This is a genomic window from Lactobacillus huangpiensis, from assembly GCF_019972815.1.
Classification (GTDB): Bacteria; Bacillota; Bacilli; order Lactobacillales; family Lactobacillaceae; genus Lactobacillus; species Lactobacillus huangpiensis.
This window is the reverse complement of record NZ_BPPA01000013.1, coordinates 43,296-58,426: the sequence shown is the minus strand read 5'-3', so window position 1 is coordinate 58,426 and position 15,131 is coordinate 43,296. Positions and strand designations below refer to the sequence as shown.

Genomic DNA, 15,131 nt, shown 5'->3' with positions numbered 1-15,131 from the left:
AGCATAATTGCTCACTCCGAATTATTTATTCGAACTTCTTTAAGAAGTATACCACATTTATATTAATACTGCAAAATTTTAAAAGAGTGAAAGTTGATTCTGCTCCGGCATTCCAGTTAGAACTTCATTATTTTCTAAATAATCCATAATTGACTGTGATACTTTTCCACGGTTTGCCAAATCTTCTTTTGACAAAAATTTCTGCTCAGTTCTTGCAGCAACAATTTGTTTGGCTGCATTATTTCCCAGACCAGGAACCGCGTTAAATGGTGCTAAAATTGTATGCTGATCAATAATTTTAAAATTAGTAGCCTCAGACTGATTAATATCAACCATTTTTATCTTAATACCACGCTCTAAACACTCATTGGCAATTTCCAGGACTGTCAGAAGACTTTTATCCTTTGCAGACGCATCATTTCCTTGATTTTGAATATCAGCCATTGCCTTTTTTACCGTGTTTTTACCATGACTCATAGCCACTAAATCAAATAAATCAGCCCGTACTGAGAAATAAGCAGTGTAGTAAATTTCAGGATAGTAAACTTTAAACCAGGCAATTCTTAAAGCCATTAATATATAAGCCGTCGCATGTGCTTTCGGAAACATATACTTGATTTTGAGACAAGACGGAATGTACCAGTCAGGAATTTTATCATTTTTCTGTAGAACTGCCATATCATCATCACTTATTCCCCGACCATGACGAACTGATTCCATAGTTGAAAACGCTGCCTCGGGTTTAACTCCCCAGTGAATCAAGTCCATCATGATGTTGTCTCTACAACCAATAACATCTTTTAGTTTGCAAGTGCCGTTGTTAACAAGCTCTTCTGCGTTTCCTAACCAGACATCAGTACCGTGGGATAGGCCAGAAATTTGCAGTAACTCGGAGAATGTAGTCGGCTTTGTTTCCTCTAACATACCTCGTACAAATTTTGTGCCAAATTCGGGTACACCTAAAGTACCAGTTTCTGATTGAATTTGCTCAGGTGTTACACCTAAAATTTTAGGACTTGAAAAAAGCGACATTACTCCTGGATCATCGGGTGGAATTGTTAAAGGATCAACACCGGAAAGGTCTTGCAACATTCTAATCATAGTTGGATCATCGTGACCTAGAATATCAAATTTCAAGATATTATCATGAATGGAATGAAAATCAAAGTGTGTTGTCAACCACGCAGCATTGACATCATCTGCTGGATATTGTACTGGTGTGAAGTCATAGATATCCATATCATCAGGAACGACAACAATACCTGCAGGATGCTGACCTGTAGTCCTTTTAACTCCACTGACACCAGCTGCTAAACGATCAAGTTCAGCATTACGCAGATTCAATTCTTTTTCTTCATCATAGTGTTTAGCATAACCGTAAGCTGTCTTATCAGCAACAGTGGCAATTGTACCTGCTCGATAAGAATTATCGGGACCAAACATTACTCGAATAAAGTTATGAGCTACCGGCTGATAGTCACCCGAGAAATTCAAATCGATATCAGGAACTTTGTCACCGTGAAATCCCAAAAACGTTGCAAAAGGAATATCTTGCCCATCCTTAACCAATTCAGCTCCACACTTAGGACATTTTTTATCCGGCAAGTCATATCCAGACCCGTATTCACCGTTTTCGAAAAATTTCGAATACTTACATTTTGGGCAACGATAATGGGGTGCCAATGGATTGACTTCAGTTATACCCGACATTGTAGCCACCAGACTAGAGCCAACGGAACCACGTGAGCCAACCAAATAGCCATCCTTATTCGACTTAGCCACTAGTCTTTGAGAAATCAAATAAATTACAGCATAACCATTGGAAATAATTGAATTGAGTTCCATATCAAGTCTATCTTGGACAATCTTTGGCAGTGGATCTCCATATAGCTCATGTGCTTTGTCATATGTCAAACGCTTCATTTCTTCATCAGCATTGTCAATGTGTGGTGGGTAAAGTCCGTCTTTAATAGGTGAAATTTCTTCAATTGACTCAGCAATTTTATTAGGATTAGTAATTACTATTTCTTTAGCAATATCTGCACCTAAAAAACTAAAGGCATCTAGCATTTCCTGAGTAGTGTAAAAATGCATGTCAGGCTGTTTTTTGTTCCTGTCAGGATTGCTGCGTTGGGCCGAAATCAAAATAGTACGATATATAGCATCATGTTCTTCCAGATAATGTGCATCTCCTGTGGCAACTACTGGTTTATTTAATTCCTTACCCAATTTGTAAATATTTGTCAGAATTTCTTCAAGTTCTTTTTCATCAGCAATCAAATGATCTTCAATCATAATTGAATAATTTGCTGGTGGCTGAATTTCGAGGTAATCATAAAAGCGTGCCTTCTTACGAGCTTCGTCATAGCCTTTTTGCATCATTGCAACAAAAACATCGCCTTCAGAGCATCCAGAACCATATAGCAAACCTTCATGATTCTTAACCAAATCTGATTTGGGAGTACGTGGGATCCGATAAAAATCTTTGGTACTTGCAATAGAAACCAGTCTGTACATGTTTTTAAGGCCAGCTTGATTTTTTGCTAAGATAGTCATATGTTGTGGCCGTGCTCTTTTAAACACTTGACCCTGAGCGGCATAATCGTTCATTTTACCTAAATCATCTTCGTGATACTTTTTGGCAAACGCATCCAAGAGCTTAAACATTAAATAGCCTGTTGCTTCAGCATCTTGATTAGCCCTATGGTGATGCTCGAGGACAACATTATATTTTTTGGCCAGAGAATCTAACGTATGTCTGGTTTGTTCTGGATGAAGCAACCGTGATACTTCTAGAGTATCAACTACCGGCTGAGTAATTTCTTCTAAGTTAGCTCGTTTCAAAGCTGCGTTGACGAAACCAACATCAAACTGAACATTATGACCACAAAGCGGACGGTCGCCATAAAAATCCTGAAATTGCTTAATAACCACAGCTTCATCATCAGCTGCTCCTACCATTTCATCAGTAATTGATGTCAAATTAATGGTCTGTTCACTTAATGGGTGATGGGGATTAATAAATTTATCAAACCTCTCCAGCACTTCCCCATTTTTCATCTTTACAGCACCGATTTCAATAATGGTATCGTAAACGGATGACAAACCTGTCGTTTCAACGTCAAAAATAACAAATTCACGATCTTTATATGTCATTGAAGCCGGATTAAGAACCAGTAATGCATGATCATCAATCATATTAGCTTCCAAACCGTAAATTATTTTGACACCATTCTTTTTACCTGCATTATATGCTTCAGGGAACGCTTGAACATCAGCATGGTCCGTAATAGCTATTGCTTTTTGACCAAATTTCTTAGCTGCCATGACAAAGTCAGTTGCGGTATTTGTAGCATCAAGCTGACTCATATTTGTATGTAGATGTAGCTCGACCCTTTTTTCATCACCCTGATATTTTTCAGTTCTGCCAACATGCTCTACAATTTCAAAGCAAGAAATATTAAAAACAGTGTCATGACTCCACTGGTCTTCAGCTACTGATCCTTGCATTTTAGCCCAAGTTCTCGGTTTTATTTTTGTCATATTTTCAATTTGCTCTTTATCGGAAACAAACTTTTTAAATGAAATTGAATCAGTGTAGTCAGTTATTTCGCCTGTAAATATAATTGATCCATTTTTTAATTCTCGACTCGAAATATTAAAAATATTACCTTCTATTACAATATTTCTACTTCCATCAATTACTTCCTTAATTTGAGTTACAGGTAAATTATCATCCAATTTGCGATTGCCATAACGAGTCTTTTTTGTGGGATAGGTTGCTTGTTTTGGCTTTTCTTGTGCTGGAGCTGAATCATACTCTTCCTGCATATTTTGCTCATGTTGTTCCTGCAGCTCTTGAAGACTGGCTAAATTATTTTTGGAATTTTCATCATCAATTTCAGTTACAAACTTCAAGTTAAAGAAACCAAAATTTCTCATTTCTTCCGCAAGTTCATCAAGCATTTTTTGCTCGAGCAGTCCATCAACCACTAAATTGTCAACCGGAATAATCCAGCGGCCATTTTCTTTTTTAGGCTTATGACTAGAAATAAATTCTCGTGCCACTGGTTGCAATGCTTGAGAATTTTGCACAGCGAACTGCCAATAGTCAGTTAAATAATCATCTGCTCCATCTTGAGAGCGAACATACAAATGAATATTGACGAAAGAGGAAAAACTAGCACTTATAGCCTTATTTAAAGCATTAAAAGTTTCAAATTTTAAGGGCGTAGTAAAAAGAACATGGATATCCCACCTGTGTTCTTTAGCGTAAACATCCACGTTCTCAATTTCGCCCTTTTGCAACAAATCATTATCTGCAAATTCTTGCGGAAACTTGATTTGCTCCAATAACCTTAAAAATAGTTTATTTTTATCAGTCACGAAAATTATCCTAACTCTTTATTAATAAAACCGTCTAAATCGGACACTGTCATTTCAGTTGCTTTTTCATCAGTAGGCCGTTTAACTTCGACTACTCCTTCACTGGCTTTTTTACCAACTGTTACTCGCACTGGAGCTCCCAGCAAGTCAGCATCAGCAAATTTAACTCCTGCCCGTTCATTACGATCATCATACAATACATCATACTTAGCGCTGTACTTTTCTTCAAGTTTTTGAGCCAAACTCGTTTGACCTTCATCTTTCATTTTCATTTGCACAATGTGCAGGCTAAATGGTGCAATTTCTTTAGGCCACGCAACGCCATTTTTAGTCAAATGCTGTTCAATCACAGCAGATAAAACTCTCGTAACTCCAATACCATATGAACCCATTATAACAGGTTGCGCTTTACCATTTTTATCGAGGAAGTTTGCACCCATAGTTTTTGTATAATAAGTTCCCAGTTTAAAAATATGTCCTACCTCAATAGAAGTTGTGAATTTTAATGGCAAGTGATCAACAGGATCTGGTTCACTTTCATTAGCAACACGTATGTCACCAAATATGTCTGGAGTAAAATCACGGTTTAAATTCACATTTTTAATTTGGTAACCAGATTTGTTTGCGCCTACAACAACATTATAAAGATTTTTAACAGTATTATCTGCTACTACTTTATTAGCCCAATCAGCTTTAATTGGACCAACGCTACCTTTGCCAACGCCGGTTATGTTTGCCAATTCTTCATCAGTAGCGATTCTTAGTGAATCAACATCAAGTAAATGCTTTAATTTTACTTCATTGACTTCTTTATCACCACGGATTAAGACTAGGATATTTTCTTTTTCATTAGCAACGTAAAGCACACTCTTAATAATTCTAGTTGCCGGAATATTTAAAAATTTAACTAAATCAGCGATACTCTCTTGACCGGGAGTAGCTACTTCTTCAACTTGTTTTAACGGTTCCTCTTTCTGCTTGAACGTATCAATACTGCAAGCCATTTCTAGATTAGCTGAATATGTTCCTGTTTCATTCGTAGCAATAGTATCTTCACCAATGGCAGCTGGAGCCTGAAATTCAGTTGAATTTTTTCCTCCCATAGTTCCTGAATCGGCAATAACCGGAGTAACTTTTAAGCCACAACGATGATACGCAGCTGTAAAAGCCTTTTTCTCATCTTCAAATTGTTGATCAAGCTGTTCTTTAGTAGCGGCAAAGCTGTATGCATCAAGCATGATAAATTCACGTGATCTAAGCAAACCGAAACGAGGCCTGTTTTCATCTCTAAACTTTGATTGAATTTGGAAAAGAGCTATCGGCATTTGCTTATAACTTTTTAAATTTTTTGCGACAATATCAGTAAATGTTTCCTCATGAGTTGGTCCTAGAAGGCTTTGACGACCATGTCTGTCTTTAAGTTTAAACATTTCCGGACCATATTTTTGCCATCTGCCTGATTCTTCCCATAAAGTTGCTGGTAAAAGATCCGGCATTGCCATTTCTGGCACGTTAATTTTTGCCATTTCTTCACGCATTATCTGTTCAGCTTTACTTAGAACACGGTACCCTAAAGGCAAATACGCATAAACACCCGCTGTAACTTGACGAACGTATCCACCTCGCAGCATCAATTTATGACTTTCAGCAACAGCATCAGCTGGTGCTTCCTTCAAAGTTGGCATAAATAATTTAGATTGTCGCATTAATTCTCTCTCCCAAAATTAATATTTTATTTAATAAAGTAACGGTAGATATCATTACCAGTTACAGCAATAATTAAAACTAATAATAAACCGAAGCCAACCAGTTCTACCATGGCTTCATGATTTTCTGATATCGGTTTGCCCCGCACAATTTCAATAATGTTTAGCAAAAACTTGCCACCATCAAGACCCGGTACAGGAATTAGATTCACGATTCCCAAGTTAATTGAAATCATTGCCAAAAAAGCTAAGATATAAGTAAAACCCATTTGCGAAACCTGTGATGTCTGGGAATAGATACCCACAGGTCCAGAAAGCTTATTTAAACTAAAATGACGGAATAAGCCACCAACTGCACTGAAAATCATTCCCGTAGTGGAAACAGCCGTATTCCATCCACGCTTAAATTTAGCCCCGATTCTTTCATCGCTTTTTGCTCTAATTCCGATTTGGTAAACTTTTTGACCTTGCATTTTTACTGCTTTTGGTTGAACGTTTACTACTTTTTTTTGCTTATCTTTAATAACAGAGATATTAATTTTTTTATTTTTGTTCTGATATATTTCTTCCGAAATTTGTTCGAAAGACGATATTTTGTGACCATTAACAGCCAAAATTTTTGAACCCGGCTCAATTTTTGCAACAGCTGCAGGTGAATTAGGTGTCACTTCTGCTATTTCTGTAGTTGCAGGACCGGGAACAGTAAATGTCCAAATTAAAAAAACGACAAAACCTAGAATTATATTCATTAATGGTCCAGCAATATTGGTAGCTAGTTTCTGCCACACATTGGCTTCTTGAAACTGTGTATCACGTGGTGCAATAATTAACTCAGTTTTTGAATGATCAATAACTGTAGCATCATGATTGACTTTGTATGTGACTAATCGATCTTCTTCACCATTTTCATATCCAGAAATAAAAAGTTTATCTACCAAATCAAATGCCGTAACTTGTAATGGTATTCCTTCAATCGGTATATCTGATTCAGAGGCATCAATTTTTACAACTTCTTTCTGTTGATTAAGCTGTAAAACCACTCTCATCCCTGCCGCTAAATCAGTTTCGTCATCTTTACTTGCTAAACGGACATATCCGCCTAGCGGGAGCCACCTAATCGTATAAGTAGTTGGATTGCGTCTAACTTGGAAAAGCTTTGGTCCCATACCTATTGAAAATTCACGTACTAAAATACCGCACTTTTTAGCAACAATAAAGTGCCCGAATTCATGGACAAAAACTAATATTCCAAATACTACTAAAAAGATAAGTATACCTTTCACAAAAATCCCCCTAGTGTATGATTCCCATCAAAGCAGCAAAAACAGGTAAAACAAAGAGCATGCTGTCAAAGCGATCAAGTATTCCACCATGACCTGGCAATATCTTGCCTGAATCCTTTACCCCATAGTATCTCTTATAAGCAGATTCAACCAAATCACCCATTTGTCCAACAATTGATAATATAAGAGCAAAAATAATCATTTCAACTTGTGAATGGTTCAGATTAACAAAGTAAACATAAATTGTGGCACAAATTACAGCACAAATTGTGCCACCAATTGAGCCTTCCCATGTTTTATTAGGACTAATTACAGGCCACAACTTATGTTTACCAATTTTACGCCCGATCATGTAGGCTCCTGTATCTGTCAGCCAGACTACAACAAAAACGTAGCAAAGCAGTGCAAGACCATTGTTTGCGTTTCTAATACTTGCCATGTAATGAAAGCCGGTTCCCACATATAATGAGCCTAATGTATAAACCGCTACATCATCAAAAGTAGTTTTATTTTTAGTTAAAACTGTCCAAGTTAGCATTAACATTATCAAAGCAAAATAAATGCCGTATTTTGTCCAATGAAACGGCATTGACTTGAGAAAACTATCAGGAACTGCCCAAATAATGGTGGCCAGTAAAGCTAGTAGAAAGTTTACTGAAACCAATATTTGTTTTTTCATTAAAAAGAATTCACTGATACCAACGGCCGCAAACAAAACGGTGAGCCAATCCATCCAAAGTCCGCCAACTATGACGATAGGAATAAATAAAATTAAAGCAATAACTGCTGTGATTACACGTTGTTTCATATATTTACCTAACTATCCGATTCATCGACTTTACCGAAACGTCGATGACGATTTTGAAAATCAATAACAAATTTTTCTAGATCTTCTCTAGTAAAATCAGGCCAGTTTTTCTCACTAAAAGCAAGTTCTGAATATGCTAATTGCCATAACATGAAATTAGAAATCCTTTGCTCACCAGAAGTTCTGATTAATAAATCTGGATCACTGTATTTACCAAAGCTTGCAGTCATCAATCTCTGCGAAATCATTTTTTCAGAAATTTCATCACTTGTAATACTACCCGTTTCAACAAGAGTTGCAATTTCCTTTACTGCTGTAGTAATTTCTCTTCGTGAACCATAATTAAAAGCAAAGTTCAAAATCAAACCACTGTTAGGAGCAGTTTCAGCCATTGCTCTCTGAACTACATCATAGGTTTTAGAAGGTAATTCATTTAAGTAGCCCATAATGTTTACCTTGACATTTTCTTTCATTAAGGTTGGCATAAACTTATCAAAAAAGCGTACTGGCAAGTTCATTAGATATGCTACTTCTTCTTTAGGTCTACCCCAGTTTTCAGTAGAAAACGCATATAAGGATAAAACTTTGATGCCTAATTGGTTGGCTGCCAAAGTTATTCTTTCTACGTTGTTCATACCTTCGTAATGACCTGCAATTCGTGGTTTGCCTTGCTTTGTTGCCCAACGACCATTACCATCCATAATGATAGCTAAATGGTTTAACTGATTTTTTTTATCTGCCATTTATTAGCCCTGGGTAATCTCTTTACGTTTTTCTTCTGCAATTTGGTCAATCTGCTTTGTTGCATCGTCAGTAACTTTTTGCACTTTCTTTTCCAAATTGCGCTGTTCATCTTCGGTGATTTCATCATCTTTTTGCTGCTTTTTAAGACTATTCATAGCTTCACGACGAACGTTTCTGATTGCAATTTTACTTTCTTCGGCCATTTTGTTGACCTCTTTAGCAATTTCTTGACGCCTTTCACCTGTTAATTGTGGAATAACAAGTCGGATGACTTTTCCATCATTTGCTGGCGTTAAACCCAAATTTGATGCTAAGAGTGCATGCTCAATATCATCGAGACTGTTCTGATCATAAGGTGTAATTAATAACACGCGTGGCTCAGGAATAGTAACACTAGACATTTGAGTTAATGGAGTAGGAGCACCATAATAGTCCACTTTTATTCCATCAAGTAAAGCTGCGTTAGCAACGCCAGCACGAATAGAGCTCAAGTTTTTTTCAAAAACAGTAATTGATTTTTTCATATTATCTTGAGCTTTTTTGATTGCGTCATTATTCATTATTTTTCCCTCCGATTACTGTTCCAATATTCTCACCCAATACCACTTTTTTAATATTACCTTCAGTATTAACGTTGAATACAATTAGAGGAATGTTGGTATCCATTGATAGTGAGCTGGCAGTTCTGTCCATGACTTTTAAGTTTTTAGAAATAATATCTAGTTGTGAAAGTTCACTGTATTTTTTGGCATGTGGATCAACATTTGGATCAGCAGAGTAAACTCCGTCAACTCCATTTTTAGCCATTAGGATCACATCAGCACCTATTTCTGCAGCTCTTAAGGCAGCAGTTGTGTCAGTTGAGAAATAGGGGTTACCAGTGCCACCACCCATAATAACTACACGTCCTTTTTCCATGTGGTGAATAGCTTTTCTCCTAATATATGGTTCAGCTATTTGTCTCATTTCAATTGATGTTTGCAACCTAGTCGGTACTCCCACGTGCTCCAATCCATCCTGAAGAGCCAAGCCGTTCATTATAGTAGCAAGCATCCCCATATAATCAGCCTGCGAACGTTCCATACCAAGTTTTGCACCAGTTTCCCCGCGCCACATATTACCGCCACCGCAAACGATTCCAATGTCAACTCCTAAATCATGAACAGATTTAATCTCTTTTGCCAAATGACTGATGACTGTAGGATTTATACCGGTTCCTTCATCACCAGCAAGAGCTTCACCAGAAATTTTCAAAACTATTCGCTTATACTTAACTTTAGTCATGACAACCTCCTCTATTAACTTTAGTTATTCTACCATATAAAAAGGGCAAATGTGGACTTAGAAATAAAAGAGAGAAATTTCTTAAAAAATCCCGAAGTTAATCAACTTCGAGATTTTGATAAAACTAATATTTATTTTCTTTATTAATTTGAAGCAATAAATTATAAAGCGATCCGTATAAATTTGAATCATTTCTAAAATGAGCAGAAACGATTGCAGGTTTAATCAAAGTATCACCAATGATTGGATTATAATTATTAACTAATTTATCGTATGCTTTATTTATACCGCTAATTAAAATTGGTTGTGCGCTTATACCGCCTCCAACGGCTATTTTATCTAAATCTACTACTGTTTGAATATTAAGAATTAAAGTTGCTACATTTAAACAATAATCATTAAAAATCTTCACAGCTTCTCTTTTACCGGACTTTATTGCTTCAAAAGCATGCAATCCGTCATTTACATTCTTATGATTTAGTTTACGATTAATTGACTTAACAAAATTCACACCAGAGCCATTACTTCCTACGGCACCTTCCATATCTTTAGGTTGTGATAAATCATTAATCATAAAACTTAATTCACCAGCTTGATAGTGTGTGCCTCGCAATAGATGACCATTAATTATAATGCCACCACCAACACCGGTTCCAAGGGTTATTGCGGCGCAATTCGATTCACCTTTTAGACTACCCAACCAATTTTCTGCTAAAACGCTAGCCTTACCATCATTTATTACCGCTACTGGAATCCTGTATTTTTTACCATAAATTTCGGCAAAATCAATTCCATCCAAAAAAGGTAATGAACCACCAAATCTGATTTTAGTGGTTTCAATTTTTCCAGGAGAGCAAAAAGCCAAGCCTTTTATATCTGAAATATAATGTATTACAATTTGATCTATTTTTGCCAAAAATTCAGATTTATTTTTAACAGTAGAAATTTTATCTTTTTCGATTATATTCCCAGCATAATCTAATTTTGCAAATTTAATTTCAGTTCCGCCAATATCAACAGTTAAATAATTTTTCATATATCCCTTGTAATTCCTTATCTAAAAAGCTCAATGCATTTTTGCAGCAGCAATAAAAATTATATTTTAAAAAAGTATAAATTCCAACCCCCTAATTTTGAAAATGAGATTATCAAAAAATAATTGAATAAGCTTCTTTACTTCTATCATATTTTTTAAAATAATAAATGCAAGACTTAGTATTAAATAAGGATCTGAGTAAATGAAAAAATACCCCTATCCAGCTTATAAAAAAGCTGATATTGGTGATTATCTCAAAGTATTTGCTTGCACAGCAGTCATGACCCAACCAATAATGTCACTAATTATGGGTGAAGGACAATCTTATTATACCCAGGACATTTTTGGCATCATGTATAACTTAGTTAAATATACAGCACCAGCATTTATTTTTGGCATACTTTATTCCACTATCCGCACTTGTGATCTAACTGGCAGTTTTTCTTATCAAAAATACCTGCGCTCAAATTGGTCAAATCTTTTTATTCCAACTATATGGTGGACTTTAATTTACTTACTAGGAATGCCGTGGTTACAACAAGTAAATAAGTTTACCAACTTCTTGTCATTTTGTTGGCACTTTGTTAGCGGCAACGCTGCACCTCATTTATGGTACAACACCATGATGTTGCAATTTATCATTTTAATGCCTTTTTTCTGGACCCTTAGCCGCTTTATTGGTAAAGATGTCAAACGGGGCATCACGGTAGCAATCATAACTTTTATCTTCTATTTTGTTTGGCTTAGATTCTATGATTATTTTGTTTTTCATGGCCAGCAAGAAAGAAGTTGGTACCTTCTTGATCGTCTTTTTATATCATTTTTTATTTATGCGGTATATGGTGTACTCGCTTGGCAACTGCGAGATTATGTTAATGCGCTTTTGCAAAAATTTTGGTGGCTAATATTGATTGCCTTTGGCGGATGCTTTTTTTGGACTAACTTTGAATTACAAAATTTTGGTCACCCGGTACTTTTTGCTAATGCACCATATTATAAACCGTCAATGACTTTTTATTGCTTAGCAGTCATTGCCTTAATTTCGTCTTTTTGCTTGTATCAAGTCAGAAAAAATTCAAAAATTAGTCTACAGGTTTTTCACTTTTTAGCCGCTTACGCCTACCGAGCTTACTTATCAAATGTCTTTTGGGACCAAATTATTTGGTATGGCTTAAATATCAAACATTATGCCATTCTCCATCCTTTTTGCAGCTTTTGGGCGACCTGGTTATTAACGTGGCTATTATCTTTTGTATCCGCATATTTTTTACATGTTTTCTGGGCTAATACTAAAAACTATTTACAAAACAAAATAAAAAGGCACTGATTAGTGCCATAAATATTTTTTAAAATGCTTTTATCTAATTAAGTAATTTCCATTACAAATGCTGCGCCTTGCGGAGTAGATAGAAAAATTGCCCCGGCAATTAAGATTAAACCAGTTAAAAAAAGCGTGACCTTAACTGATTGAGACGTGTTTTTGGCAAAACACAAATATATTAAAAATGCCCCGACTGCTAATGAAATTAGCATTACCCAAAATCCCATAAGTTTTTCACCGTCCTTAAAATAATTTTAATTACATGGTAAATGATAGTTTTAATAAGATAAAGAAAATTTGAAAAACTTAATTCTAATTAATCACTTTTACTCTAACTTAACACTAAAAAACTTGTCTTGAATCATTCTTTTCTTTTTACCTGACATTAACCAGGTAATTAAGGGCTGTTATATTAATGTCTTTTGCATTAAAAGGATCTTCAATGAGAAAAATTACTTGCTATTGTCCTATCGAAAAGAATATTTGGTAAATCCAATAATTTTTTAATACCTTTGATTTTTCAAGTTCATTGCGAGAGATATGAAAACTAAATCTATCGCTCCTATTTTCTTTTGTTGTTTTTACTTCTATATATCTTGGAATACCATCTAGCTCATAAGATAAAATATCATATCCCAATGAATCATCAACTTTAGATTCCCATTCTATATTTAGATCATTGAAATCTTTCAGCCTTTTAACCTCACTATTAAAAACACTTTTCTTCTCCAATCATACATAGCTTGACATTTTTTCTCTTTATATGAATATTCTTTATTTTCAGGGATTTGTAGAGTTTCAATGTCATAATCTGTTGTTTTAGCTTATTAGTATTATCAAGTATTTAATTTCTTAGCTTTGGAAAAAAGATAATAAAGATAATTACCATATTCAATATTAGACCAGCCTTTTAGCGCTTTATTCTTCCTTTTCAAATCAATTAACTTTTTTTGCAATTCATAAATTGACATATTTTTTAATTTTTTTGATAAAACTGTAATAAAAAGTATGTCAGTGGTTCTTTTGCAAAAATATTTAAGTATTTATTGAGATAATAAACAGATAATATTTTATGCTTTAATATATTTGAAAGTGGAATAGCATCAATTTTTTTACTCATTTTATCTTTTTTACCTAAGTCAATGATTTTGACAATTGCTGCTTTCAATTCAGTAAAAGACTATTTTCATCATTTCTTTGCCATGCTTTCGTGACAACGTAATCCTGTTTTTGTTGGTTATAATAAATACCAATTTTTTGAATTTGAACCTCTGATACTGCCCAATTGAGCTAAATTAAATTCAAGTTGATAGCAAAAGCTATTTTTATTTCCTTTACCAACAACAAAATCGTCTAAATTCATATCATTTTTAATATAACTTTGCGTATATTTATTAACGAAATCGTGTCTTAACCGATTAAGATTTCTGGAATCCCTATTAAATGAATCCAGCATGTAGTCAAACTCTGCCAGTTTCCTCATTATTGAAACCTCATTTCCTGTTAAAATTATTTTCTTTCTCAAATACAGAAAGCTTTATACTTTAAGGTTATCACTTTTTGTCAATGATTTCGCAAGATTTTAGAAAAAAAAAGCCCTCATCTAAACAGATAAGAGCTTTTAATTGAATCAATAAAAATATGTATATCTATTTCATTTGTTCTTTTACTTCAGCAGCAAAGTCTTCTTGCTTCTTTTCGATACCTTCGCCAACTTCATAACGTTTGTAGCCAACAACTTCGCAGCCTTCTGATTTAGCATATTCAGCTACTGTCATATCGCCATCTTTAACATAAGGTTGGTCCACTAAACAAATTTCACTGAGATACTTGTTTACTCTGCCCTCAACAATCTTAGGAATGATTTTAGCAGGCTTGCCTTCATTTTCAGTTTCCTTAGTGAAAACTTCTTTCTGACGATCAAAATCAGCCTTTGGTACTGAATCCTTGTTCAAGTATTCTGGATTAATTGCGGCAACGTGCATTGCAATGTTCTTAGCTGCTTCCTCACTGTTGCCTTTTAAGGTAACAACTGCAACAATTGCACCACCATTGTGCTTGTAAGCACCAAAGACTTCATCATCATTCTTAGTAATTAGATCAAATCGTCTTAAAGTGATTTTCTCACCAATGACAGCAGTAAGATTGGTAATTTCCTCGCCAATTGTGGAATCACCCATTGGTGATTTTAATGCTTCTTCAACGTTAGCAGGTTTAGCCGCTAAAATAGCCTTGGTCACATCATCAACTAATTTGATAAATTTATCATTGGATGAAACAAAATCTGTTTCAGAGTTAATCTCTACTACAACAGCATTATTTCCTTCAAAAGCATATTCGGCCAAACCTTCAGCAGCAATACGGCCACTCTTCTTAGCAGCTTTAGCAACACCATTTTCTCTTAAAATGTCAATTGCCTTTTCAATATCACCATCAGCTTTAACCAAAGCCTTCTTGGAATCCATCATGCCGGCGCCAGTACGGTCACGTAATTCTTTTACTTGTTTAGCAGTAATGTTTGCCATTATTTTTCCTTCCAAATAAAAACTTATTAATAATTAAA

The 15,131-nt window shown here is 35.1% G+C and carries 14 protein-coding genes; 1 reads left to right on the top strand and 13 read right to left on the bottom strand.

The genetic code is table 11. The features are described 5' to 3' along the window. Positions 1-78: 78 nt before the first annotated feature. From LDM90_RS08670 to LDM90_RS08635, 8 genes are all read right to left on the bottom strand, one after another. Positions 79-4,386, bottom strand: coding sequence for a PolC-type DNA polymerase III (locus tag LDM90_RS08670; RefSeq protein WP_223897366.1), 4,308 nt, complete (start codon positions 4,384-4,386; stop codon positions 79-81). 5 nt (positions 4,387-4,391) lie between these two features. After that, the gene (locus LDM90_RS08665; protein ID WP_223897368.1) at positions 4,392-6,092 is read right to left on the bottom strand and encodes a proline--tRNA ligase; all 1,701 of its coding nucleotides are present in this window, start codon (positions 6,090-6,092) and stop codon (positions 4,392-4,394) included. A gap of 26 nt (positions 6,093-6,118) precedes the next feature. Next, positions 6,119-7,375 (bottom strand): RIP metalloprotease RseP, encoded by a 1,257-nt coding sequence (rseP, locus tag LDM90_RS08660; protein ID WP_034979522.1) that lies wholly within the window; start codon positions 7,373-7,375, stop codon positions 6,119-6,121. A 10-nt stretch (positions 7,376-7,385) separates the two neighbouring features. Next, the gene (locus LDM90_RS08655) at positions 7,386-8,183 is read right to left on the bottom strand and encodes a phosphatidate cytidylyltransferase (RefSeq protein WP_034979520.1); all 798 of its coding nucleotides are present in this window, start codon (positions 8,181-8,183) and stop codon (positions 7,386-7,388) included. Positions 8,184-8,191: 8 nt separating this feature from the next. Further along, positions 8,192-8,926, bottom strand: a complete 735-nt coding sequence (uppS, locus tag LDM90_RS08650; RefSeq protein ID WP_223897370.1) for an undecaprenyl pyrophosphate synthase — start codon at positions 8,924-8,926, stop codon at positions 8,192-8,194. Between the two features lie 3 nt (positions 8,927-8,929). Beyond that, positions 8,930-9,487: a ribosome recycling factor gene (gene frr, locus LDM90_RS08645; RefSeq protein WP_034979514.1), complete on the bottom strand. Its 558-nt coding sequence runs from the start codon at positions 9,485-9,487 to the stop codon at positions 8,930-8,932. Next, the gene (pyrH, locus tag LDM90_RS08640) at positions 9,480-10,211 is read right to left on the bottom strand and encodes a UMP kinase (RefSeq protein ID WP_034979511.1); all 732 of its coding nucleotides are present in this window, start codon (positions 10,209-10,211) and stop codon (positions 9,480-9,482) included. The genes frr and pyrH overlap by 8 nt, the downstream gene beginning before the upstream one ends. Before the next feature lie 124 nt (positions 10,212-10,335). Next, the gene (locus LDM90_RS08635) at positions 10,336-11,247 is read right to left on the bottom strand and encodes an ROK family protein (protein WP_223898854.1); all 912 of its coding nucleotides are present in this window, start codon (positions 11,245-11,247) and stop codon (positions 10,336-10,338) included. A 202-nt stretch (positions 11,248-11,449) separates the two neighbouring features. On the opposite strand from LDM90_RS08635, the gene LDM90_RS08630 reads away from it, so the two are divergent. Beyond that, entirely contained in the window at positions 11,450-12,574 is a 1,125-nt protein-coding gene (locus tag LDM90_RS08630) for an acyltransferase family protein (protein WP_223897374.1), read from the top strand. A 38-nt stretch (positions 12,575-12,612) separates the two neighbouring features. Here the strand turns inward: LDM90_RS08630 and LDM90_RS08625 are convergent, their stop codons facing one another. The 5 genes from LDM90_RS08625 to tsf all read right to left on the bottom strand — a co-directional run bounded on the left by LDM90_RS08625 (position 12,613) and on the right by tsf (position 15,093). Next, positions 12,613-12,780: a hypothetical protein gene (locus tag LDM90_RS08625; RefSeq protein WP_223898852.1), complete on the bottom strand. Its 168-nt coding sequence runs from the start codon at positions 12,778-12,780 to the stop codon at positions 12,613-12,615. Positions 12,781-13,027: 247 nt separating this feature from the next. Further along, on the bottom strand, positions 13,028-13,300 hold the full coding sequence (locus tag LDM90_RS08620) for a protein NO VEIN domain-containing protein (RefSeq protein WP_198211998.1): 273 nt from the start codon (positions 13,298-13,300) through the stop codon (positions 13,028-13,030). 244 nt (positions 13,301-13,544) lie between these two features. Further along, positions 13,545-13,736 (bottom strand): hypothetical protein, encoded by a 192-nt coding sequence (locus LDM90_RS08615; RefSeq protein ID WP_223898850.1) that lies wholly within the window; start codon positions 13,734-13,736, stop codon positions 13,545-13,547. Between the two features lie 69 nt (positions 13,737-13,805). Then, positions 13,806-14,051, bottom strand: coding sequence for a hypothetical protein (locus LDM90_RS08610; RefSeq protein ID WP_198212000.1), 246 nt, complete (start codon positions 14,049-14,051; stop codon positions 13,806-13,808). Positions 14,052-14,217: 166 nt separating this feature from the next. Beyond that, positions 14,218-15,093 carry a translation elongation factor Ts gene (gene tsf / locus LDM90_RS08605; protein ID WP_034981620.1) on the bottom strand — a complete coding sequence of 292 codons (876 nt, stop codon included), beginning with the start codon at positions 15,091-15,093 and terminating at the stop codon, positions 14,218-14,220. Positions 15,094-15,131 lie beyond the last annotated feature (38 nt).